We start from the raw sequence: 22,793 nt of genomic DNA on the forward strand, positions 1-22,793 counted from the left end.
CGCTGGTGCGGACAAGAAGGAACCTGGGCATTTCACCCTTATGTTAATCGGCCATTACGAACCAACGCTGGTGCTGCTCTCGATCCTGGTCGCGATCCTCGCGTCCTACACGGCGCTGAGCCTCGCGATCCGTGTCAAGCACGCGCACGGCCACGCCCCGCACGCCTGGATGGCCGGCGGCGCCTTCGCGATGGGCAGCGGCATCTGGGCGATGCACTTCATCGGCATGCTGGCCTTCCGCCTGCCGATGCCGCTCGGCTACGACCCGGGGATCACCTTCGTCTCCTGGCTGCTGCCGGTGGTCGTCTCCGGCCTGGCCCTGTGGCAGCTGCGCCACCGCGAGATCGGCGGGCGCCACCTGGCATTCGGCGCGGTGTTGATGGGACTCGGCATCAATGCCATGCACTACACCGGCATGGCCGGGATGCGCATGGACCCCCCGATCACCTACGACCCCTGGCTGTTCCTGGCGTCGGTCGCGATCGCGATCGGCGCCTCGGCCGGGGCGCTCTGGATCGGCTTTCGCCTGAACGACACGCTGCGCCGTCCGCGACTGGTGCAGCTCGGGGCCGCCGTCGTCATGGGCGGCGCGATCGCCGGCATGCACTACACCGGCATGGCCGCCGCCCACTTCGATGCGGCCAGCGTCTGCCGGGCCGCAGTCGACGGCGGCGACCAGGATCACCTGGCGATCCTGGTCGCCGTGGCGACGGTGGCGGTGCTGACCATCGCGCTGCTCGCATCGATCTTCGACACCCGCATCGAGTCGCGCAACCGTACCCTGGCAGCGTCGCTGGAAACGGCGGCGCAGCGCCAGCAGCTCTACCTGCGCGAGCAGAAGGCGCGGGTCGAGGCCGAAAACCTGAGCCAGCTGAAGGACGAATTCCTGGCCACGCTGTCGCATGAGCTGCGCACGCCGCTCAACGCCATGCTGGGCTGGTCGCAGCTGCTGCTGCAGGGCGCGCGCGACGAGGCCATGCTGCGCCGCGGCCTCGAGACCATCGAGCGCAATGCGCGCGCCCAGTCCCAGCTGATCGAGGACATGCTCGACATGAGCCGCCTCATCACGGGAAAGGTGCGCATCGAGGCGCGGCCGGTGACGCCGGCGGAATTCGTCAACGCGGCGCTGGAGACGGCGCGTCCGGCCGCCATCGGCAAGCAGATCCAGCTGAGCGCGGACGTCGACTACGATGCCGGACCGGTGATGGGGGACCTCGGGCGCATGCAGCAGGTGATGTCGAACCTGGTCTCGAACGCGATCAAGTTCACCGAGCCCGGCGGCCGGGTGGCCGTGACGGTGCGGCGCGAAGGCGAGGAAGTGGCGATCGACGTCACCGACTCGGGCGTGGGTATCGATCCCGAATTCCTGCCTTTCGTGTTCGACCGCTTCCGCCAGGCCGATTCCTCGTCGTCGCGGCGCCATGGCGGCCTCGGCCTGGGCCTGGCGATCGCGCGCCAGCTGGTCGAACTGCAGGGCGGCACCATCACGGTGTCCAGTCCCGGCGCGGGACGCGGGGCGACCTTCACCGTGCACCTGCCGATCCGGCGCGCTCCGGCTGTGCCGGGCCCGGCGCCGGAGCAGCCGGCGGCAGCGGTTGGCGCAGGGCAGGGGACGGCCGGCAGCCTGGCCGGGCTGGCGGTACTGGTGGTGGAAGACGAAATCGATTCGCTCGACCTGGTGCAGCAGGTACTCCACGATTCCGGGGCGCGGATCCTGTCGGCGACGAGTGCGCACGACGCGCTGCGCATGATCGACGAACACCGCCCCGACATCCTGGTCAGCGACATCGGCATGCCATTGATGGACGGCTTCGAACTGATGCGGCGCGTGCGCGGGCTGCGCGACAAGGGCCTGGCCGGCATGCCGGCGATCGCGCTGACGGCTTTCTCGCGCCGTGAAGACCAGCAGAGGGCGCTCGAAGCGGGATTCGACGAGTTCCTGGCCAAGCCGCTGCGTCCGGCCGTCCTGCTGCAGACCGTGGTGGCGATGGCGGAGCGCCGCGCACTGAGCCGCGCGTAGGACTGGCCGCCGCCTGTGATCGGAGGGGAGCTGAACGCGCGGTCGGCAGAGCCGACCACCCTACGGATCTCGATCCGAACTACCTAGTGGGCCGGCTGCCAGGACATGTCCGGCAGCACCAGGTGCATCCGCATGCCGCCCTCGTCGCCGCTTCCCTGTTCCGGATGGGCTTGCTCGACGATGAAGCCGCGGTTGCGGCCTGCCTCCTTGCCCTTGTAGAGCGCGCGGTCGGCCAGGGCGAGGGCCTGCTCCCAGCCCGGGGCCTGGCCGGCGGCCGCCGGCAGCGGCACCGCGCCCGCGGTCGCGCTGACCTGCAGCGCGGTGCCGTCTTCCAGCACCACCGGGGCCGCCGCGATCGCGTTCAGGATGCGCTGCACCAGCAGCGGGCGCTGGGCCGCGCTGACGCCTTGCGAATACACCAGGAATTCCTCGCCGCCCCAGCGCAGCACCATGTCGGACTCGCGTACCGCCCCGTTCAGGCGGCGTCCCACTTCCACCAGGACCGCGTCGCCGGCGGCATGGCCGTACTGGTCGTTGATGCGCTTGAAATGGTCGATGTCGAGCAGCGTGAAGCAGTCGTCGCCGGGATCCATTGCCTGCGCCATCCCCTGCGGCGCCCCTTGCGCGTTCCCGGCCTCGCGCAGGCGCATCCTGTCCACGAACGAGCGGCGGTTGTACAGCCCCGTCAGCGGATCGTGCGCCGAATGGTGCGCCAGTTCCGCGTTCAGCTCGGCCAGGCTGCGGCTGGTGCGCTGGCTCTTGCGGTACAGCATGTAGACGAAGCCCGCCAGCACGAAGGCCAGGACCGCCCCGAGCGAGGCTACGGCCTGGCGCAGGCTGCGGTTGCGGATCTCGGCGTCCTTGACGGCGTTTTCCTGGCGCAGGCTCTCGATCTGGGCGGCGCGCTGCCTGGCATTGAAGCGTTCCTGCAGAGCGGCGAAGGCCTTGTCGCGCTCCTTGATGGCCAGCGTGGACAGGATCTCCTCGCGCGCCCGCACGGTCTGGAGCGCCTGCTTGTACAGGCCCGCCTTTTCCAGCGCCGCGCCTTTCTCCGCCAGCAGGTTCGACACGGCCAGCATCGCGCCGGCCTTGCGCAGCTCGGTGGCGGTACGGTCGATGTAGGCGCCGCCTTCCTGCATGCGGCCCTGGCCGAACAGCGCGAAGCCCAGGTTGGCCCAGGCCATCTGGATGGCGCTGTGGTCGACCACCTGTTCCGCCACCGGGATGGCGGCGCGCGCCGCGCGCTCGGCCTCCGGGTAGCGGTGTTCCTTCAGGTAAGCATCGGCGACGTTGCCGAGGATGTTCGCTTCCAGCCAGCGCAGCTCGTGCTTGCGCGCCAGCGCCAGCGCGCGGCCGAAGGCCGCGTGGGCCTGCGCCAGTTCATCGCGCGACACGTAGGCGCGGCCATCCATGAAGTACATCGACGCTTCCACCTGTGCAGGCATGGTCTTGTGCGCTTCGCGGTAGGCCCGGGTGGTTTCCAGCGCCTTGGCGGCGTGGCCGGTATTGACGTACAGGCGTGCCAGCGCCAGGCGCAGGTCCGCTTCGCGCGGGCTCCACAGCTGCGGGACGCGCTGGATGAGTTCCAGGCTGCGCAGGTAGTGTTTCAGCGCCAGGTCGTGCTGGCCGAGCATGTTGTAGATCGCGCCATAGGCCACCTCGGCATTGGCCCTGAATTCCAGGCCGTCCAGGTCATGGTAGCGGGCGACCAGGTTTTCCAGCAGCGCCATCGCCGCCGCCGGGTCATTGTCGTTGAGCCGCTTGTGGACGCGCCCGAGGCTGGCCAGGGCCACCTGGGCCTCATCGCCGGCCGCGCTTGCCAGAACGATCACGCGCTCGTCCACGGCATACGCGTCGCGCAACTGCCCGGCGTCGGCGTGCAGGCGGCGCAGCAGGCGCAGGTAGGCGACCTGGCCGGCGTAGGGCATGCCGGCCGTCAGGGCGGGCGCTTCCTTCAGCATCAGGGCGCGGGCCTGCGCGTGGTCCTCGTCGGCCAGGCGCGACAGGGCGCGCAGCCGTACCTCGGCCGCGGAAGGCTGCGAAGGCTGGCCCGGCGCACCGGCGGCGCCCCAGGCGGGCGGCAGCGCAGATGCCAATGCAAGCGCCAGTGCCAGCGCCGGAGGCCGAACGTGTGACCGGCGCCGGTTCCGGCCTGCCGGTCGTCGAAAAAGGGGAATAGTCATGGTCATGTCGGGCCGGGCGGTGGCCGGGATGCGCGGCCGTAGCGCCGTGCGGCTTGCCGCGGCAGGCGGCATAAGATGATTATGTGCTGTTGATTTTGGGAAATCAAGCGCGAATATGCACATTGCATGTTTATCCAACGGGTTGTTTTTTGACGGAAATGCAGGAATTAGTCGAGTTTCATCACTTTGCTTTGATTCCTAACAACATTCTGGAGATAATGGCACGTCTGCAAAAAAATCATTCCCTGCAGGCAGGACGAAGTCGGTTCCCAGGGCGGGCAGGCGGTCTACCGACCGGCATGCCGAACGCGCTGCTGCATACGCTGCAGCGGATAACGACAAGACGCGGAACCACACTATTTTTTGATTGGAGAACAAGCAGTGAGTCTTTTCAGAACCAAGAATCTCGACACCATGCTGGCGTCGGCCCAGAAGCCGGGCGGCCTCAAGAAAGTGCTCGGACCGCTCGACCTCGTCCTGATGGGTATCGGCGCGATCGTCGGTACCGGCATCTTCGTGCTGACCGGCACCGGCGCCGTCACCGCAGGCCCTGCGCTGACCCTCTCCTTCGTCGTTGCCGCCATCGCCTGTGGCTTCGCCGCGCTGTGCTACGCCGAATTCGCCTCGTCGGTGCCGGTGGCCGGTTCGATCTATACCTACAGTTATTTCACCCTGGGCGAGGTGGTCGCCTGGATGATCGGCTGGGACCTGCTGCTGGAGTACGGCTTGGCCACTTCGGCGGTCGCGGTCGGCTGGTCGGGCTACTTCCAGTCGCTGCTCAAGGGCATCGGCATCGTGCTGCCGGAAGCGCTGCGCGCGGCCCCCGGCGCCCAACCCGGGGTGGACACCTTGTTCAACCTGCCGGCCTTCCTGATCATGATGTGCCTGACCTGGATGCTGTCGCTGGGCGTGCGCGAATCGGTGCGCCTGAACAACGTGATGGTGGTCATCAAGACCGGCGTCGTGCTGCTGTTCATCTTCGTCGGCATGAACTACGTCAAGCCCGACAACTGGCAGCCCTTCATGCCCTTCGGCGCCGGCAGCGTGATGAGCGCGGCCGCGCTGGTGTTCTTCGCCTTCATCGGCTTCGACGCCGTGACCTCGGCCGCCGAGGAAGTCAAGAACCCATCGCGTGACCTGCCGATCGGCATCATCGGCTCGCTGGCGGTCTGCACGGTGCTGTACGTGGCCGTGGCCGCGATCATGACGGGCATCGTGCCGTACATGCAGTTCGAGGGCGTCGACCACCCGGTCTCGCTGGCGCTGCAGGTGGCAGGCCAGGACTGGGTCGCCGGTTTCGTCGACCTGGCCGCGATCATGGGCATGAGCACCGTGATCCTGGTCATGGCGTATGGCCAGACCCGCATCCTGTTCGCGATGTCGCGCGACGGCCTGCTGCCGGCGAAGCTGTCGAAAGTCCACCCGAAATACGGCACCCCGTACTTCGCCACCTGGCTGGTCGGCATCATCTTCGGCCTGATCGCCGCGCTGGTCCCACTGGGCGTGCTGGCCGAGCTGGTCAACATCGGCACCCTGGCAGCGTTCACGCTGGTCTCGGTGGCCGTGATCATCCTGCGCAAGAAGCGTCCCGACCTGCCGCGCGCCTTCCGCTGCCCGGGCGTGCCGGTGATCCCGGCGCTGGCCATCCTGTTCTGCCTGGCCCTGATGTCCTTCCTGAGCTGGCACACCTGGGTTGCCTTCGCCGTCTGGATGGGGCTCGGCCTGGTCGTGTACTTCGCCTACGCACGCAAGCGTTCGCTGCTGAACGACACCAACTAAGCCTTCCGCATTAGCCGGTCCGGCGCCCGTTTCCCCCTGGGGAGCGGGCGCCTTTCTTTTGCGCGCGTGATAAGCTTGGGCTTCCATCGCGGGCCCATCCCGGGTGCGCGGCCACACGGAGACCCATCCATGAGCGCCATCGTGCTCGGCAAGGGCGACGCCCTTCTCATCGTCGACCTCCAGAACGACTTCCTGCCCGGCGGTAGCCTGGCCGTCCCGAGCGGCGACCTCGTCATCGCACCGATCAACACGCTCATCGACCTGTACCACGGCCGCGGCCTGCCGGTGTACGCGTCGCGCGACTGGCATCCCGGCGACCATTGCTCGTTTTCCGCCCAGGGCGGGCCGTGGCCGCCGCATTGCGTGGCCGACACCGAAGGCGCCCATTTTTCTGCCGCGCTGCGGCTGCCGGAAAATGCCGTCGTCGTCTCGAAGGCCGTGAGCTCCGTTGAAGACGCCTATTCCGCCTTCAACGGCACCGGCCTGGCGCGCAGCATGCGGGCCGACGGCATCACCCGGCTGGCCGTGTGCGGCCTGGCCACCGACTACTGCGTACTCAATACCGTGCTCGACGGCATCGAGGCCGGCTTCCAGGTGTTCCTGGTGCCGGAGGCGACCCGCGCGGTCGAGGTCGCGCCGGGCGACGGCGACAGGGCCATCGCGCGCATGCTCGCGGCCGGCGCGGTGCCGGTGCGGCTGTCGGCCGGCCGGCTCGTGGCCGACCTGGCGCTGGGCGCGCAACCGTAATCGCGCGGGCTGACGCGTTATGCGCGCCAGCGCACGGTGCGGGTCCGCCGAACTCCTTAGCCTGCTCGTGGACGTCAACGATTCCATTTCAAGGAGATTCCATGGCAACTGTCGGCGACTTCCTGCTCGATCGCCTCCACCAGTGGGGCGTGCGGCGCATCTACGGCTATCCCGGCGACGGCATCAACGGCATCATGGCCGCGTTCAACCGCCGCGAAGGCCCGGACGCCATCGAATTCATCCAGGCCCGGCACGAGGAAATGGCCGCCTTCATGGCCTGCGGCCACGCCAAGTTCACCGGCGAGGTGGGCGTGTGCATGGCCACCTCCGGGCCGGGCGCCATCCACCTGCTCAACGGCCTGTATGACGCCAAGCTCGACCACCAGCCCGTGGTGGCGATCGTCGGGCAGCAGCAGCGCAGCGCCCTTGGCGCCAGCTACCAGCAGGAAGTCGACCTGGTCTCGCTGTTCAAGGACGTGGCCGGCGAATACGTGCAGATGGCGACCAGTGCCGAGCAGATGCGCCACCTGGTCGACCGCGCCGTGCGCATCGCGCGCAGCGAGCGCTGCGTCACCTGCATCATCATCCCGAACGACCTGCAGGAAGAGGACGCCGTGCCTGCGCTGCCGCGCGAACACGGCTATACCTTCTCGGGCGTGGGCGAGGCCAACCAGGCGGTGGTGCCGCCCGAAGAGGCGCTGCGCGCCGCCGCGGCGGTCCTGAACGCCGGCAGCAGGGTCGCGATCCTGGCGGGGGCGGGGGCGCACGGCGCCACCGATGAGCTGATCGAAGTGGCAGAGCTGCTCGGCGCCGGCATCGCCAAGGCGCTGCTGGGCAAGGCGGTGGTGCCGGACGACCTGCCGTTCGTGACCGGTTCGATCGGCATGATCGGCACCAAGGCCAGCGCGGACATGATGAACGGCTGCGACACGCTGCTGATGGTCGGCTCGAGCTTCCCCTGGGCCGAATACCTGCCGCCCGAAGGGCAGGCGCGCGGGGTGCAGATCGACCGTGACGGGCGCATGCTCGGCCTGCGCTACCCGATGGAGGCGAACCTGGTGGGCGATGCGAAGGCCACCCTGCGCGCCCTGATCCCGCTGCTCGAGCGCAAGCAGGAACGCGGCTGGCGCGAACAGGTCGAGAAGTCCGTCGCCGACAGCTGGCGCGAGCTGGGCGAAAAGGCGCTGGAGCCGGCCGAGCCGGTGAACCCGCAGCGCGTATTCACCGAACTGTCGGCGCGCCTGCCCGAGAACGTGATCCTGGCCGGCGATTCCGGCTCGGCCTCGGCCTGGTTCGCCCTGCACTTGCGCCTGCGCCGCGGCATGCTGGCCTCGTTGTCGGGCGGCCTGGCGACGATGGGATCGGCCGTGCCGTATGCCTTCGCCGCCAAGCTGGCGCATCCGGACCGTCCCGTGATCGCCCTGGCCGGCGACGGCGCGATGCAGATGAACGGCATCAATGGTCTGATGTCGATCGCCTGGCACCGCGAACGCTGGGCCAATCCGACCCTGGTCGTGCTGGTTCTCAACAACCGGGACCTGAACTTCGTCACCTGGGAGCAGCGCGGCATGGGGGGCGAGCCGAAGTACGAAGCATCGCAGGAACTGCCCGACTTTTCCTACGCCGCCTATGCGCGGATGCTCGGCCTGGACGGGGAGCGCATCGACGACCCGGAGGCGCTCGGCGCCGCCTGGGACCGCGCGCTGGCGGCCGGCCGTCCCTTCGTGCTGGAAGTGGTGGTCGACGCCAACGTGCCGCCGCTGCCGCCGCACGTGGTCGCGGCCCAGCAGGAGCAATACCAGGTAGCGATGGAGAAGGGCGATGCCGAAGCGGCGGACATGCGGCGCGGGATCTCCGGCCAGTCGGGCGATTGACAGGAAGGAAAGGGTCTGCGAGCTCAACCGTTATAACTTTGTAATCCCTTTCTTACATTCTCGCAGCGCGCCTACCGATTTTCGTGGAATGGTCCAGTCTGGATAATGTTGATCGTAGCACCAGACCAACAACAAATTCCGAGAGAGATGACCGATGCTGTTAGCAGACGCCACCACCGTCGCGGCACCCGGCGTTCCCGCAATCCGGGAACGCGCCAAGGACCTGTATTTTTCGCTGTATGGCGACCCGCGCTCGAACCCGGCCGAAGCGCGCGCCTACGTTGAAGACCAGATCGCGGCGGTGCAGGCCTTGCCGGCCGACCTGCCGGGCAGCCTTGCCGACCTGCCGGCCTGGGTCCAGCAGCGTACCGATGCCGTCGGCGCCCAGTACCGTGAGTACCTGGCCGCGCGCAAGAACGGCGCACCGCGCCGTTATTTCTCCTGCCGTGCCCACGCGCTGTACTTCATCAAGGCCGTCGCGCCGACCAAGCTGGTCGACGGCGCCTGGCTCTACGGCCTGCTGAAGCACTGGAACAACCCGGCCTACCACGAGCTGATCAAGACCTACCTCGAAGAGCTCGGCGAGGGCGCACCCAGCAAGAACCACGTCACCATCTACCGCAAGCTGCTGGCCACCCACGGCTGCGACGGCTGGGAAAGCCTGGGCGACGAGCATTTCGTGCAAGGGGCGATCCAGCTTGCCCTCGGCCACCACGCGGACAGCTTTTTGCCCGAGATCATCGGCTACAACCTCGGCTACGAGCAACTGCCGCTGCACCTGCTCATCACCTCGTACGAGCTGAACGAGTTCGGCATCGACCCGTATTACTTCACGCTGCACGTCACGGTGGACAACGCGGCCAGCGGCCACGCCCAGAAGGCGGTGCAGGCGCTCGCCGGCCTGATGCCGCGCGTGGGCGACCGCGAGGCCTTCTACCGCCGCGTGCTCGACGGCTACCGCCTGAACGACATCGGCGCCAGCACCACCTCCGTGATCGCCGAATTCGACCTGCAGGCCGAGCTGGTGCGCATCCTGGCGGCCAAGAGCAATGTAGGCAAGAACATGCACTCGGACTACTGCCGCGTTGCCGGCCGTTCGGTCAACGACTGGCTGGGCGATCCGGCCCAGATCCCCGGCTTCCTGGCGGCCCTGGAGAAGGCCGGCTGGATCAAGCGTGGCGAAGACGTCGAGCACAGCCGCTTCTGGCGCCTGGTACACGGCGAGAAAGCCGAAATGTTCGGCGTCTTCAGTGCCTACGAACTGCAGGTGCTGCGCGACTGGATCATGTCGACGCCGGACGGCAAGCGGGTCGAAGGGGCCCGTACGCTGACCTGGCGCGCGCGCCAGCGCACGCTCGACAACCTGGGCGAGCACGCCGACCGTAGCGCGCACTTCCCCGAGCGCGGCCTGATCCGCCGCCATCCGCGCCTGGAGGCGCAGGACAGCGAGCTGCGCCTGCTGGAAGAGCAGGTCGCGGCAAGCGCCGGCAAGCAGGAGGCGATGGCACTGCTGACCGGGCTGATGTCGCCCGAGATCCATCACACGGCGGTCGGCCTGATGGCCACGCGCATGTACACGAGGTTGTTCGACGCTTGAAGCGCCGCGCACGGTGCGCGCAACCTCGACGAGACAGTGCTTTGCGGTCCGGATGTCCGGGCCGCGCCCACAACGATTACAAGGATCTATTCGTGCAAATCCTGGAACAACGCTTCCTGCGCGGACCGAACGTCCACGCCGACTCGCCCTGCCTGCTCAGTGTGGTCGACCTGCAAGACCTGTACGGCCATTGCTCCAGGGACATCCCGGGCTTCAACGACGCGCTGCTGGCCGCGCTGCCGTCGCTGGGCGGGCAGTTGCTGCCGATCGGCCAGCGCGGCGGCTTCGCCCAGCGCCTGCGTGAGGGCACCTATCTCGGCCGCGTGATCGAGCAGGTCACGCTCGAGCTGCAGACCCAGGCGGACTCGCCCGCCACCTATGGGCGCACCCGTCCGGTGGCGGGCCACCCCGGCCAGTTCCGCATCGTCTGCGCCTACCAGATCGAGAAACTGATCCAGCCGGCCTTCCAGCTGGCGGTGGACCTCGTCACCGCGCTGGGGCATGGCGAAGAATTCGACCTGGCGCCGCGCCTGGCCGAGCTGCGCTCGCTCGCCTCGCGCCACGCCATCGGCACCAGCACCGCGGCGGTGCTGGACGCGGCCCACGAGCGCGGCATCCCGACCCAGCGCATCACCGAGGACGCCAACCTGTTCCTGCTGGGCTGGGGCGTGAAGCAGAAGCGCCTGCAGGCCACCACCACCGGCGACACCAGCTTCATCGCCGTGAAGATCGCCAGCGACAAGCAGCTGACCAAGACACTGCTCAAGGAAGCCGGCGTACCGGTGCCGGAAGGCGAGACCGTCAGCAAGGTCGAGGATGCGCAGCGCATCGCGGCGCGCCTGAAGGCGCCGGTCACGCTCAAGCCGCTCGACGGCAACCAGGGCAAGGGCGTCACGGTCGACTGCCGCACGCCCGAAGATGTGGCGCGCGCCTTCGCGTTCGCCCGCGAATATGGCCGCCGCATCATCGTGGAACGCTACGTCGAAGGCCGCGACTACCGGGTGCTGGTGGCAGGCGGACAGGTGGCGGCGGCATCGATGCGCCGTCCGGCGCACGTGGTCGGCGACGGCACCTCGACCGTGCGCGAACTGGTCGAGCGCGAGAACCGGAACCCGGCGCGCGGCGACGGCCACACCAACATCCTCACCAGGATCGCGCTCGACGACCATGCGGCCGACATCCTGCGCAAGCAGGGCTTCGACTTCGACAGCGTGGTCCCCAGCGGCGTGACGGCCGAGCTGCGCGGCAACGCCAACCTGTCCACCGGCGGCACCGCCGAGGACGTCACCGACCTCCTGCCCGAATCGACCCGCCTGCTGTGCGTGCGCGCGGCAAGCAAGATCGGTCTCGACGTGGCCGGCATCGACATCGTCTGCCACGACATCGCGCTGCCGCTCGACGTGCAGCGCGGCGCCGTCATCGAAGTCAACGCCGCGCCCGGCATCCGCATGCACCAGGACCCGAGCAGCGGCCAGCCGCGCGACGCCGGCGACGCCATCGTGCAGGGCCTGATGAAGGAATCCGACGGCCGCATCCCGACCATCGCGGTGACCGGCACCAACGGAAAGACCACCACCACGCTGCTGATCGCCCATACCGTGCGCCTGGCCGGCAAGGTGACCGGCGTGACCACCACCGAGGGCGTCTTCATCGACGGCAAGCAGGTGGCCAAGGGCGACTGCACCGGCTACTGGTCGGCACGCACCGTGCTCGGCTCGCCGGACGTCGAGTTCGCGGTGCTGGAAACGGCGCGCGGCGGCATCCTCAAGCGTGGCCTGGCATTCGACCGCTGCGATGTCGGCGTGGTGCTGAACGTGTCGGGCGACCACCTCGGCCTGGATGGCATCGACACCGTCGAGGACCTGGCGCAGGTGAAGGCGGTGGTGGCGAACGCGGCCTCGAAGGCGGCGGTGCTCAACGCCGAAGACCCGCTGTGCGTCGCGATGGCGCGGCGGGTGAAACCGGAAACGGAAGTCGTGTACTTCTCGATGGACCCGGAAAACCCGGTATTCCTGAAACACCTCGAGGATGGCGGACGGGGCGTCTACCTGCAGGACAATGCGGTGGTGGTGGCCGACGGCAACCTGCACCAGGAGCTGGTGCGGGTCGAGAGCATGCCGGTGGCCTTCGGCGGCCGCGCGCGCTTCAACATCGCCAACAGCCTGGCGGCCGCCAGCGCCTTGATGGCCACGGGCTTCACCAACCTGCAGATCGCCACCGGCCTGTCGACCTTCGTCTCGAACGGGCGCACCAATCCGCTGCGCACCAACATGTTCGATATCCGCGGCGTGACCGTGATCGTCGACTACGCCCACAACCCGGTGGCCTACGCGGCGATGGCGGACATGGCGCGCGCCATGCTTCCCAGCCAGCTGGTGGGCATCGTCACCGCGCCGGGCGACCGCCGCGACGAGGACCTGCGCGAAGTGGGCAGGGTCTGCGGCGAGCGCTTCGACGAGCTGGTGGTGTACGAATCCCAGAGCCGCGGCCGCGCCGTGGGCGAGGCGGTGGACCTGATCCTGGAGGGCGCCGAGGAAGTGGTGGGCATGAGCGACACGTTGCACCGCGTGATCGAGGTCGGCGAAGCGATCCGCCACGGGCTGTCGCTATGCCAGCCGGGCGATGTGCTGGTGTTCGCCTGCGGCTCGTCGCTGTCGGTGTTCGTGGAGGCGCTGCGGGTGAGCGATCCGGAGAGCGCGGACCTGGTGGCGGCGCAGGTCTGAAGCATGTGGTACGAGGCACCCGGCGCTGCCGGGGAAGCGGCCACCGGCCGCTTTTTTCATGGGCCGGTCAGAACGCCACTTTCACGCCGACCGTTACCGCGTCCGCCTTGGCGCCGCGCTCCTTGTCCTTCCCGTAGCGCTCGTACTCGGCGGTGACGGCGACCTTCTGCGTCACCGAATACTGCAACCCGAACGCGCCATAGGCGCCGGTATCGGTCGCCTTGTCCGTCCCTGCCCAGTTGTGGTACTTGCGCACATTGTGCGAGACGCCGAGCTTGGCGAAGGCCGACAGTTGCCCGGTCAGGGGCAGGATATGCTTGACGGCCACGTACATGCCGAAGCCCCCGTAACCGTCCGCAAAGCCCGCTGAGCCGCCTGCCGTGCCGGGACGGATCAGGTGCTGCTTGCGCTGCCTGACGTAGCCGCCTTCCACACCGAAACCGTTCCCGAACTCGTAGCCCGCCAGGAGCTTGGGGTGTACCCTGCTCTTGCCGACCACCTGGTCGATCACCGACGCGCCGACGCCGGCGTACAGTTGCGGCGTGGTCGGGGTGGCCTCGAACCTGATCGGTTCGGCCTGGGCAGCGCCGGCGCAGGCAAATGCTGCCGCTGCAAGAAGGCCCGCACGGCGGACTCCGGCAGGGATGCGCGCGGCGAACAGCTTCCTCATGTGTCTTCCTTCCGTCATCTCGTTATTGTTCGCAGATCGTGTGGCTTGTGTTGCAGATCGGAATGCCGATTGCGACGTGGAAAGATAGCAGGCAAGACTTACTGAAGAATTAAGGAAGCGGTAATAAATGTAAGCAAATGCAAGAAGCTATGCCGATAGATCGATATGCATATATCGGATCAGCTAATGGTTCCTCCGGCGCACATACGACAAAAGCCCCCGTGGGGGCCTTTGGGTCCTGCCGCGCAAGGCAAGGAATCAGATCGCTTCCGCCTCGATCCGGCGCGCCAGTTCCGGCTTGGTCGGGCGCAGCGCCTCGGTGAGCTCCGAGATCGAGGAGCCGCAGCCGAATACCAGCACATCGCCCGGCTGGCACAAGGACAGGCCGTGGCGGATCGCCTCCCTCGACTCGAGCACCACGGACAGGGCATCGTCGGCCACCTTGCCCAGGCGCGCGCCGCGCACCAGCAGCGAGGAGGTTTCGCCGTCCGCCCGCCCGCGGTTCTCGGTTTCGTAGATGACCAGCTCGTCGAAGCCGGCCGCGCAGGTGCGTCCGATATCGATCAGGTCGGCGTCGCGGCGGTCGCCCGGCGCCGCCACCACCCCGACCACCCGGCCGGCCGTCATCGCCCGCGCGCTGTCGGCCAATGCGGCGTAGGCGGCGCAGTTGTGGGCGTAGTCGACGATCACGGTCACGCCCTCGACGTCGAACACGTTCGAGCGCAGCGGATTGTGCTTGCTGTCCGACACGAAGGTGCGCAAGCCGTCGGCGATCTCGGCGTTGCCGAAGCCGCTTGCGGTCAGGGCGGCCGCGGCCGCGAGGGCGTTGGCGATGTTGTAGCGCGCCGCGCCGCCGAGCGAGACCGGCATCTCGCGGGCATCGAGCAGTGCCTCGTGGCGCGCGCCGTTGGCCAGCACCAGGGTGCTGTCCTGCAGGTACACCGCGCGTCCGCCGTTTTCCAGGTGGCGCAGCAGGACCGGGTTGTCGGCGTCGAGCGAGAAGTACAGGATCTCGACGCCGTCGCGCAGCTCGTCGGCCATGGCGACGCAATAGTCATCCTCGGCATTGAGCACCACGGCGCGCGAGGCCTGCCTTGCCACCACGGCCTTCACCCTGGCCAGGTCGTCCAGCGTCTCGATGCCGTCCAGGCCCAGGTGGTCGCTCGACACGTTCAGCACGACCGACACGTCGACGCGGTCATAGGCCAGGCCGCGCTTGAGGATCCCGCCACGGGCCGTCTCGAGCACCGCGAAGTCCACGCCCGGGTCCGCCAGGATGCTGCGCGCCGAGTGGTAGCCGGTGCAGTCGCCCTTCATGGTCGGCACGCCGTCCACGTACACGCCTTCGGTGGTGGTCACGCCGGTGCGCAGGCCCGCCAGGCGCGTGGTGTGCGCGGTCAGGAGCGCGGTGGTGGTCTTGCCGTTGGTGCCGGTGATGGCCACGGTCGGGATGCGGCCGTCGCAATCGCCGAAGAGGGCGTCGACGATGGCCGCGCCGGCGTCGCGCGGGGTGCCGCGGCTCGGGTACTGGTGCATGCGGATGCCGGGCGCGGCATTGACTTCGATGATGCCGCCTTTCTGCTCGCGCAGCGGCTTCGAGATGTCCTGGCATACGATGTCGATGCCGGCCACGTCCAGGCCGATGGTGCGGGCGGCGCGGACGCAGATGTCGCGGGTCTCTTCCGGCAGCAGGTCGGTCACGTCCTCGGCGGTACCGCCGGTGGACAGGTTGGCGTTACCGCGCAGGTCGGCGCTGACGCCGGCCTCGAGCACGGTGTCGAAGCCGTAGCCCTGCTTGGCCAGGGTTTCCTCGGCCAGCGCGTCCATCGGGATTCTCGTCAGGATGTTGGTGTGGCCTTCGCCGCGCGCCGGGTTGCGGTTCTCGATCTCGACCAGTTCACGGATCGTCGAGCGGCCGTCGCCCGTGACGCCGGGCGGGCGGCGCCACGAGGCCGCGGCGATCTTGCGGCCGGTCACCAGCACGCGATAGTCGCGACCGTGGAGGTGTTCCTCGACGATGACGCGGCGGCCGTACTTGCGGGCATGGGCGAACGCACGGGCCACTTCTTCGGGCGTGGCGCAGTTGGTGGTCACGCCCTTGCCCTGGTTGCCGTCGAGCGGCTTGACCGTGGCCGGACCGTCGAAGCGGCGCGCCACACGCAGGGCGTCGGCTTCCTGGGTGACGGTGGCGCCGCCGGGCACCGGCACGCCGGCCGCCTCCAGCAGGGCCTTGGTCAACTGCTTGTCGCTGGCGATGCCGACCGCGATCGAATTGGTGGCGCCGGTGATGGTGGCCTGCAGGCGCTTCTGGCGACTGCCCCAGCCGAGCTGGAACAGGTTGGCCTCGTCGGTCAGGCGCAGGGCCGGAATCCCGCGCCGCAGCGCCGCCTGCACCACCGCGCCGGTGCTGGTGCCGATGGCGTAGTCCTCGGCGGTCGCCTTCAGTTCGGCCAGTGCGGTGTCGATATCGAACGGGCGGTCTTCGGCAACGGCATGGATCAGGGCGATGCCGGTGCGCAGGGCCTGGTCCGCCACCTGTTCGGTCGTGTAGCCGCACACGACACGGCGGCTGCGGGCGGCGCCGGGCACTGCCCGCGTGGTGCCGAAGCTGCCGGGCGCGCCCGCCAGGCGCTGCAATTCCATCACGACCGGTTCCAGTGCTTCGACGAGCAGGGCGTCGTCGGCCAGGCGCACGGCGGCATCCGGCGGCAGCTGCGGCAGCAGGGCGAACAGGCGCGCGGCAAAACCCGGAGACTTGGTGGCGCCGTCATCGATCACGGCCATCAGGCAGGGGCTGGCGGCATACAGGTTGGGGCCGCGCAGCAGGCGTTTTTCCTTGATTTTCATGAAATGGGATTCCGTTTCGTTACGTTTTCCAAAAAATCGAGCAGCGGCGGCGGCAGGCCCTTGCCGGGCTCCGTTTCGCGTTTGGGCAACCGGTAGCTGCTGCCGGCCGGGAGCAGGTGCAGGCGCACGTCGATCAGTTCCGGTGTCGTGTGGTCCTTGATGTCGGCCACGTTGGTGATCATGGTGCGGCCGTCGACGATGGTGACGGCGCCGGCGCCCAGCACCTCGATGCCTTCGCCCATCGCGACCACCAGCGCCGTGTCCTCGTCGATGCCGATCCCCTGCAGGTACGGGTTCTGGGCCACCACGGTGAGCAGGCGCGACAGGCGCTGGCGTTCCGAGAAATGCTGGTCGATGACCACGCGGTGCAGGAAACCGAGGCCGGCGCCGAGGCTGACCGAGCCTTTCTCGGGCAGGATCTCGGCGCGGCCCTGGGCCAGCATGTGGCCGGACATGGCCGAGGCGCCGGCGCTGGTGCCGCCGATGGTGGCGCCGCGCCGCTTGAGGGCGACGTGCATGGCGGCGTCGAGCGCGCTGCCGCCGATCAGGGCCAGCAGGCGCTTCTGGTCGCCTCCGGTCATGAAGATGCCGGTCGCCTCGTCCACCTGGCGCACGAATTGCTCGCTGTTGGCGTCCTGGCGGCTGTTGATCATCAGGTGGCGGCGGTTCTCCACGCCGAGCGTGCCGAAGGCCTTGTCGTAGACGTCCCACATCTCGTCGGCGATCTGGCTGGCGGCCGTGATCACGACGATGTTGGCGTCGGCGCCGCCGGCCAGTTCCACGAAGCGGGTCAGGATCTCCATGTCGTGCTTGCGGTCCTCGCCGCCGCCGATGATGACCAGGTGGCCATCCTTGCAAGGCGGCTTGTCGCGGGTTTCTTCGCGCACGGCGTTGCTCATGGCGGCGCTCATCGTTTCGTTCATCGGATCGTTCATCGCTGTGTCATCTTCGAATAGGGCATGCCCTGGTTGGACAGGGCGAAGGCTTCGGTGCGGGTCACCGCGATCAGGCCGATGTCGACTTCCTTGTCGAACAGGTCGATGCCGCGCTGCAGTGCCTGCTCGAGCGGCATGCCGTCCTCGATCCAGCCGTAGACGGTGCGCGCCAGCAGGTGGCGGATGATGTGCTCGCCGATGCCGGTCGCCGCGATCGCGCCTTCCGGCCCGGCATAGAAGCCGCTGCCGATGATCGGACTGTCGCCGACGCGGCCCAGCAGGCAGGGAGCCGAGCCGCCGGTGGAGCAGGCCACGGCGAAGTGGCCGTCCGGGCCGCGCACCACCGCGCCGACCGTGTCGCACGCGCTCGACTTGGGCAGTTGCAGCGGGGTCTTGTAGTTCCAGAAGCGGTCGAACAGGCGGTTGTCGATGCCGGGCATCGCCGGCACGGAACCGGCCAGTTCCGACATCAGCTGGCGGTGGTCGGCGCGCTGGCGTTCCGAGATCGGCGCGCCTCCCGGCATGCCGATGGTGCGGGCAAAACGCTGCGCCCCTTCGCCGGCCAGCATGACGTGCGGCGTGTCGGCGACGGCGCGCGCCAGCTTCACGGGGTTCTTCACGTCGCGCACGCAGGCCACCGCGCCGAGGCGGCCGCGGGTGTCCATGATCGACGCATCCATTTCGATGGTTTCGCCATCCAGGCCGAGCGTCGAGCCGCTGCCGGCGTTGAAGCGGCCGTCGTCCTCGAGCGTGGTGACGGCAACGATGGCCGCGTCGAGCGCGTCGCCGTTGACTTCAAGCTGCGCCAGGGCGCGGCGCGCAGCCTGCACGCAGCCGTCTTCGTGGTCGCAGGATGCACCTGCGCCGCCGTGGACGACAACGGCGCCTGCCTGTTGGGAATTGCTCATGTGCTTGCTGGTCCTTGTTATTGTGCGTTGCAATGTGTGTAACAATGATTGTCACGCAGTCAAGAACCGCATTATCCGGATAGGGACGCGCATACCATATCGGTAGTGTTGCCGTGCTTGTGTAAGAGCTGACTTACAGGGCGATGATCGCGGCTGTGAAGGCGATCATGACAGGGAGGGGCCGCGGCGCGCAGCGGACGGGTACAGGAGCGAGGCGCCGCGCAGCGCGTCGCGCAGCGAGCGCACCAGGTCGAGCCGCGCCGCGGGCGTGAGATACCGTCCGGTTTCGACGCGCACGCCGCGTGCTTCGATCACGACCAGGGTGCGCATGCCGGCGCCGGGCAGGCTGACCCGGGCATGGCAGGGGTCGAGGCACACCGCCGAATGCCGCGCGCCGTCCGCATGCTCGACCGTCAGGCGGCCGTCGGCCAGCCGGATGCGCTCGTGGTCGAGCGCGTGGCGGCTGTAGTGGAGCAGGGCGGCGCCGACCGCCGCGGTCTCGACCAGGGCGAAGGCCAGCACCATCCACGCGCCGCGCAGCGTGAACACGAGCGCTATGCCGAGCGTGGCCGCGCACAGCAGGGCATACACGCCCAGCGCCTGGCGCGGCGTCAGCGAGCAGTTGCGCTTCATGAGCCATTCGAGTGCGGGAGTGCCGGTGTCGGGGTGGCCGTCCATGGTCGTTCGGTCGCGGATGCCGATGTTTGCGAGTTTGCCACAACCCGAGAAAAGGGGCCGCCCGGCCGCTTCATGCCGTCCGTTATCTGTTACCATACCGCCCCCTCCAGGAAAAAGGTTTTTATGGCGCTCGCTTGCGGCCTTGACTTCGGCACGTCCAATTCCACCGTCGGCTGGCTCGCCGGCGACAGTTTCCGTCCCGGCGCGCAATCGCTGCTGGCGCTCGAGGACGGCAAGGCGACCCTGCCGTCGGTCGTGTTCTTCAATGCCGACGACGAGCAGGTGACGTACGGCCGCGCCGCGCTGGCCGAGTACCTGGAAGGCTACGAAGGCCGCCTGATGCGCTCGCTCAAGAGCCTGCTCGGCACCAGCCTGATCGACGGCCAGACCGAGGTCGCCGGGCGGGCGCTGCCGCTCAAGGCGCTGCTGGCCCAGTTCATCGGCGAGGTCAAGCGCCGCGCCGAGCGCCAGGCGGGGCGCGAATTCGGCAGCGCCGTGTTCGGCCGGCCGGTCTTCTTCATCGACGACGACCCCGAGGCCGACCGCCGCGCCCAGGACACGCTCGAGGAAGTCGCGCGTTCGGTGGGCTTTCGCGAGATCGGCTTCCAGTACGAGCCGATCGCGGCCGCCTTCGACTACGAGTCGCAGATCGACCGCGAAGAGCTGGTCCTGATCGCCGACATCGGCGGCGGCACCTCGGACTTCTCGCTGGTGCGCCTCGGCCCCACGCGCAGCAAGCGCGTCGAGCGCCGCGACGACATCCTCGCCAACGGCGGCGTGCACATCGGCGGCACCGACTTCGACAAGTACCTGAGCCTGGCAAGCGTGATGCCGCTGCTCGGCTACGGCAGCAGCATGCGCTCCGGCGCCGCCATCCCGTCGAGCTACTACTTCAACCTCGCCACCTGGCATACCATCAACCAGGCCTATACGCGCAAGAGCAGCGCGCAGCTGGCGGACCTGGTGCGCGACGCGCAGGAACCGGCCAAGCTGGCCCGCCTGCAGAAGCTGATCGACGAACGCGCCGGGCACTGGCTCGCCATCCAGGTGGAGGCTGCCAAGATCGGCCTGTCGTCCAGCCCGAGCGTGACGCTGGAGCTCGACCGCCTCAGTCCGCCGGAATCGCTGGTGGTCGAGCGCCTCCAGTTCGAGGCCGCCATCGCGCAGCTGGTGGACAGCGTGGGCGCCACCGTATCCCGGCTGTTCTCGGAAGCCGGCGTGGCGCCGGAGGCGGTCGACACGGTGTTCTTTACCGGCGGCTCGAGCGGAGTATCATTGCTGCGCGAGCGCATCGCGGCGCTGGTCCCGGGGGCGCGCAAGGTCGAGGGCGACCTGTTCGGCAGCATCGGCGCCGGCCTGGCACTGGATGCGCTGCGCAAGTTCGGATAGAACATCCGGGTAACGTAGTACCAATTTAGTGCGACTGTAAGGATTCCATCCCCATGAGTGTGTTTGAACGCCCGATCGTGATGCTCGACTTCGAGACCACCGGCCTGTCGCCCGAAGCCGGCGACCGCATTACCGAAGTCGCCGCCCTGCGCATCGTGGGCGGCGAGATCCGCGAGCGCTACGTCTCGCTGGTGAACTGCGGCGTGCGCATCCCGTCCTTCATCACCCAGCTCACCGGCATCACCCAGGAGATGGTCGATTCGGCGCCGCCGGCGGGCCGGGTCGTGCCCGAGCTGCTCGACTTCATCGGCGGCGACACGCTGTCGGCCCACAATGCGAGCTTCGACGAGAAGTTCCTGAAGGCCGAAGGCTGGCGCATCGGCCGTCCCACCGCGCACGGCGGCCTGGTATGTTCGCTTAAGCTGTCGCGCCGCCTGTTCCCGGGCCTGCCCAGCTACAAGCTCGGGAACCTGTCGAGCCGGCTGGGCATCGCCTTCCGCGGCACCGCCCACCGCGCCGAGGCCGACGCCGAGGTGGCCGCCGAAGTGCTGCTGCACGCCGCGCGCCACCTCGGCCGCACGCACGGCCTGGAGCAGGTCGCGCCGGACCTGCTGGTCTCGGTGAACAAGCTGGCGGCGGCCAAGGTGCCGGTTTTCCTGGACAAGTACGCCAGCGTGGCGCGGGAACGGCGCGCCTGCGCCTGAGAGCGCCCCGCGCGGCGCGCATCTGACGGTCGACCGCTTGCTGCCCTTGGCCGGCATCCCCGCCTTCCTCGTTCATGCCCCCGGTTCGTCCCCGCCGACGACGTCGCCATAAACCCACAATGGGCCGCCCACGGCCCCCGGCGCGAAGGACACGATTGTTCCGACGCAAACCACGTACGCAGCACTAACTTAAAATTTTTACAACGGCGGGGCGTTCTTCGCCTCGCGTTGCCGGACGCTGCCGAGCGTGTCGCAAGGGGGAACGGATGAGTCGCCAGAACGCTGCCCGCGAGGGTTACGAGGTCTTCCTGTGGTTCCATCCCGCCGCCGTGCGCGGCAATGCCTACGCCCAGTACAACCTCGGCCTGCTGTACAAGCAGGGCGACGCGGTCGAGCGCAACGACGCGGCCGCACTCAAGTGGATGCAGCTCGCCGCCCAGCAGGGGCTGGCGGCAGCCCAGAACCACCTGGGCGCCATGTACTGCAATGGCCGCGGCACCCGGCGCAGTGACGAAATGGCAGCCTGGTGGTTCCAGCGCGCCGCCGCACAGGGAGACCCGGCCGCCCAGCAGAACCTCGGGCAGCTCTACCGCAAGGGGCGCGGCGTGCCGCAGTCGCACGAAGTGGCCTTCGGCTGGTTCTACCGCGCCGCCGAGCAGGGGCTCGCGAGCGCACAGAACCTGCTCGGCGAATGCTACCTGCAGGGACTCGGCGTGCCGGTCAGCTTCCCGCTGGCGATGGCCTGGTTCCGCAAGGCCGCGCGCCAGGGGCAGGCGCTGGCCCAGCTCAACCTGGCGCTCATGTACCGCCGCGGCGACGGGGTCGAAGCCGACGACGTGCAGGCGCTGTGCTGGTTCCGCGAAGCGGCGGCGCAGGGCAACCCGGTGGCGCAGCGCTACCTGGGCTTGGCCTATGCCCAGGGCAAGGGCGTCCGGGCCGATCCGGAACGCGCCATCGCCTGGCTCGAGCGGGCGGCCTTGCAGGACGATACCGACGCCCAGTATGCCCTGGGGACGCTGCTGGCGGCCGGGCACGGCTCGGGGGACGACGAGCGCGCGCTATCCTGGTTCCTGCGCGCCGCCGAGCGCGGCCACGCTCAGGCACAGTACTGGGCGGGCACGATGGTGGCCAGCGGACGCGGCGCGGCGCGCGAGCCGGCGCGCGCCATGGAGTGGTTCCTGCGCGCCGCCGAGCAGGGCGCGGCCAATGCCCAGTTCAGCCTTGGCGTCATGTATGCCAAAGGCGACGGCGTGCCGCGCGACGAGGCGCGCGCCGCCGAGTGGTACCGGCGCGCTGCGCAGCAGGGCGATGCCAGCGCGCAGAACAACCTCGGGGTACTGTACGCGAACGGGCAGGGCGTGCCGCATGACGACACGCTCGCCACCTACTGGTACCGGCAGGCGGCGGAGCAGGGGCACGCGCTGGCCCAGTTCAACCTGGGCGCCATGGTCAACAGCGGCCGGGGCACCGAGCGCGATCCGCTGCGGGCCTACATGTGGATGCTGCTGGCGGCAGGCAAGGCCCACGACGGCCGCCGCCCGCGCCGCCCCGGCTTCGGCAAGCTGGGCACGAGCGGCAGCCCGTGGGCGCGTGCCCTGGCCACCCGGGTGCAGGTGGCGCGGCGCCAGCGCCGGCACGCGCCCGGCGCGTGAGGGGCAGGAGGATCAAGGGCGCGCCGCTGTCCTTGTCTGCGCGTCCTTCATGCCGGGCGGGTAGCGCCCACCTCCCGCCTCGTATTG

General features: G+C 68.7%; 15 protein-coding genes. 9 read left to right on the forward strand and 6 right to left on the reverse strand.

Annotated features, from left to right (window positions below):
- Positions 1 to 40: 40 nt before the first annotated feature.
- Positions 41 to 2,020 (forward strand): MHYT domain-containing protein, encoded by a 1,980-nt coding sequence (locus tag ACFFJK_RS08000; RefSeq protein WP_379678653.1) that lies wholly within the window; start codon positions 41 to 43, stop codon positions 2,018 to 2,020.
- A gap of 83 nt (positions 2,021 to 2,103) precedes the next feature.
- Here the strand turns inward: ACFFJK_RS08000 and ACFFJK_RS08005 are convergent, their stop codons facing one another.
- A complete protein-coding gene (locus ACFFJK_RS08005) occupies positions 2,104 to 4,116 on the reverse strand; it encodes a tetratricopeptide repeat-containing diguanylate cyclase (protein ID WP_379678654.1) in 2,013 nt (670 codons plus the stop codon).
- Positions 4,117 to 4,584: 468 nt separating this feature from the next.
- Between ACFFJK_RS08005 and bcaP the strand changes: the two genes are divergently transcribed.
- From bcaP to cphA (ACFFJK_RS08030), 5 genes are all read left to right on the forward strand, one after another.
- On the forward strand, positions 4,585 to 5,982 hold the full coding sequence (gene bcaP, locus ACFFJK_RS08010; protein ID WP_379678655.1) for a branched-chain amino acid transporter BcaP: 1,398 nt from the start codon (positions 4,585 to 4,587) through the stop codon (positions 5,980 to 5,982).
- Positions 5,983 to 6,111: 129 nt separating this feature from the next.
- Positions 6,112 to 6,729 (forward strand): isochorismatase family protein, encoded by a 618-nt coding sequence (locus tag ACFFJK_RS08015; protein WP_379678656.1) that lies wholly within the window; start codon positions 6,112 to 6,114, stop codon positions 6,727 to 6,729.
- A gap of 101 nt (positions 6,730 to 6,830) precedes the next feature.
- Positions 6,831 to 8,603 (forward strand): thiamine pyrophosphate-requiring protein, encoded by a 1,773-nt coding sequence (locus tag ACFFJK_RS08020; protein ID WP_379678657.1) that lies wholly within the window; start codon positions 6,831 to 6,833, stop codon positions 8,601 to 8,603.
- 154 nt (positions 8,604 to 8,757) lie between these two features.
- Positions 8,758 to 10,200, forward strand: a complete 1,443-nt coding sequence (locus tag ACFFJK_RS08025; RefSeq protein WP_379678658.1) for an iron-containing redox enzyme family protein — start codon at positions 8,758 to 8,760, stop codon at positions 10,198 to 10,200.
- A gap of 92 nt (positions 10,201 to 10,292) precedes the next feature.
- On the forward strand, positions 10,293 to 12,923 hold the full coding sequence (cphA, locus tag ACFFJK_RS08030) for a cyanophycin synthetase (protein WP_379678659.1): 2,631 nt from the start codon (positions 10,293 to 10,295) through the stop codon (positions 12,921 to 12,923).
- Between the two features lie 67 nt (positions 12,924 to 12,990).
- Here cphA (ACFFJK_RS08030) and ACFFJK_RS08035 read toward each other — a convergent pair whose 3' ends face one another.
- The 5 genes from ACFFJK_RS08035 to ACFFJK_RS08055 form a co-directional block, all read right to left on the reverse strand.
- Positions 12,991 to 13,593 carry an outer membrane beta-barrel protein gene (locus ACFFJK_RS08035; RefSeq protein WP_379678660.1) on the reverse strand — a complete coding sequence of 201 codons (603 nt, stop codon included), beginning with the start codon at positions 13,591 to 13,593 and terminating at the stop codon, positions 12,991 to 12,993.
- 258 nt (positions 13,594 to 13,851) lie between these two features.
- Entirely contained in the window at positions 13,852 to 16,440 is a 2,589-nt protein-coding gene (gene cphA / locus ACFFJK_RS08040) for a cyanophycin synthetase (RefSeq protein ID WP_379678661.1), read from the reverse strand.
- The gene (locus ACFFJK_RS08045) at positions 16,437 to 17,375 is read right to left on the reverse strand and encodes a cyanophycinase (RefSeq protein WP_379678662.1); all 939 of its coding nucleotides are present in this window, start codon (positions 17,373 to 17,375) and stop codon (positions 16,437 to 16,439) included. The genes cphA (ACFFJK_RS08040) and ACFFJK_RS08045 overlap by 4 nt, the downstream gene beginning before the upstream one ends.
- Positions 17,372 to 18,283 (reverse strand): isoaspartyl peptidase/L-asparaginase, encoded by a 912-nt coding sequence (locus ACFFJK_RS08050; RefSeq protein ID WP_379678663.1) that lies wholly within the window; start codon positions 18,281 to 18,283, stop codon positions 17,372 to 17,374. Before ACFFJK_RS08050 ends, ACFFJK_RS08045 begins: the two co-directional genes overlap by 4 nt.
- A 165-nt stretch (positions 18,284 to 18,448) precedes the next feature.
- Positions 18,449 to 18,961, reverse strand: a complete 513-nt coding sequence (locus ACFFJK_RS08055) for a DUF2244 domain-containing protein (RefSeq protein WP_379678664.1) — start codon at positions 18,959 to 18,961, stop codon at positions 18,449 to 18,451.
- Between the two features lie 123 nt (positions 18,962 to 19,084).
- On the opposite strand from ACFFJK_RS08055, the gene ACFFJK_RS08060 reads away from it, so the two are divergent.
- The 3 genes from ACFFJK_RS08060 (at position 19,085) to ACFFJK_RS08070 (ending at position 22,706) form a co-directional block, all read left to right on the forward strand.
- Positions 19,085 to 20,350, forward strand: a complete 1,266-nt coding sequence (locus ACFFJK_RS08060) for an Hsp70 family protein (protein WP_379678665.1) — start codon at positions 19,085 to 19,087, stop codon at positions 20,348 to 20,350.
- A gap of 53 nt (positions 20,351 to 20,403) precedes the next feature.
- On the forward strand, positions 20,404 to 21,054 hold the full coding sequence (locus tag ACFFJK_RS08065) for a 3'-5' exonuclease (RefSeq protein ID WP_379678666.1): 651 nt from the start codon (positions 20,404 to 20,406) through the stop codon (positions 21,052 to 21,054).
- A gap of 266 nt (positions 21,055 to 21,320) precedes the next feature.
- Positions 21,321 to 22,706 carry a tetratricopeptide repeat protein gene (locus tag ACFFJK_RS08070; protein ID WP_379678667.1) on the forward strand — a complete coding sequence of 462 codons (1,386 nt, stop codon included), beginning with the start codon at positions 21,321 to 21,323 and terminating at the stop codon, positions 22,704 to 22,706.
- Positions 22,707 to 22,793 lie beyond the last annotated feature (87 nt).

Origin of the sequence: Massilia consociata, from assembly GCF_042432755.1 — a bacterium.
Classification (GTDB): domain Bacteria; phylum Pseudomonadota; class Gammaproteobacteria; order Burkholderiales; family Burkholderiaceae_D; genus Telluria; species Telluria consociata.

What these genes read in the sequence shown, in the direction of transcription:
- ACFFJK_RS08070 (WP_379678667.1), top strand. Translation starts at nt 21,321, where the DNA reads ATGAGTCGCCAGAACGCTGCCCGCGAGGGTTACGAGGTCTTCCTGTGG.
- cphA (WP_379678661.1), bottom strand. Translation starts at nt 16,440, where the DNA reads ATGAAAATCAAGGAAAAACGCCTGCTGCGCGGCCCCAACCTGTATGCC.
- ACFFJK_RS08020 (WP_379678657.1), top strand. Translation starts at nt 6,831, where the DNA reads ATGGCAACTGTCGGCGACTTCCTGCTCGATCGCCTCCACCAGTGGGGC.
- ACFFJK_RS08035 (WP_379678660.1), bottom strand. Translation starts at nt 13,593, where the DNA reads ATGAGGAAGCTGTTCGCCGCGCGCATCCCTGCCGGAGTCCGCCGTGCG.
- ACFFJK_RS08025 (WP_379678658.1), top strand. Translation starts at nt 8,758, where the DNA reads ATGCTGTTAGCAGACGCCACCACCGTCGCGGCACCCGGCGTTCCCGCA.
- ACFFJK_RS08015 (WP_379678656.1), top strand. Translation starts at nt 6,112, where the DNA reads ATGAGCGCCATCGTGCTCGGCAAGGGCGACGCCCTTCTCATCGTCGAC.
- ACFFJK_RS08000 (WP_379678653.1), top strand. Translation starts at nt 41, where the DNA reads ATGTTAATCGGCCATTACGAACCAACGCTGGTGCTGCTCTCGATCCTG.
- ACFFJK_RS08060 (WP_379678665.1), top strand. Translation starts at nt 19,085, where the DNA reads ATGGCGCTCGCTTGCGGCCTTGACTTCGGCACGTCCAATTCCACCGTC.
- ACFFJK_RS08055 (WP_379678664.1), bottom strand. Translation starts at nt 18,961, where the DNA reads ATGGACGGCCACCCCGACACCGGCACTCCCGCACTCGAATGGCTCATG.
- ACFFJK_RS08045 (WP_379678662.1), bottom strand. Translation starts at nt 17,375, where the DNA reads ATGAACGATCCGATGAACGAAACGATGAGCGCCGCCATGAGCAACGCC.
- ACFFJK_RS08050 (WP_379678663.1), bottom strand. Translation starts at nt 18,283, where the DNA reads ATGAGCAATTCCCAACAGGCAGGCGCCGTTGTCGTCCACGGCGGCGCA.
- ACFFJK_RS08065 (WP_379678666.1), top strand. Translation starts at nt 20,404, where the DNA reads ATGAGTGTGTTTGAACGCCCGATCGTGATGCTCGACTTCGAGACCACC.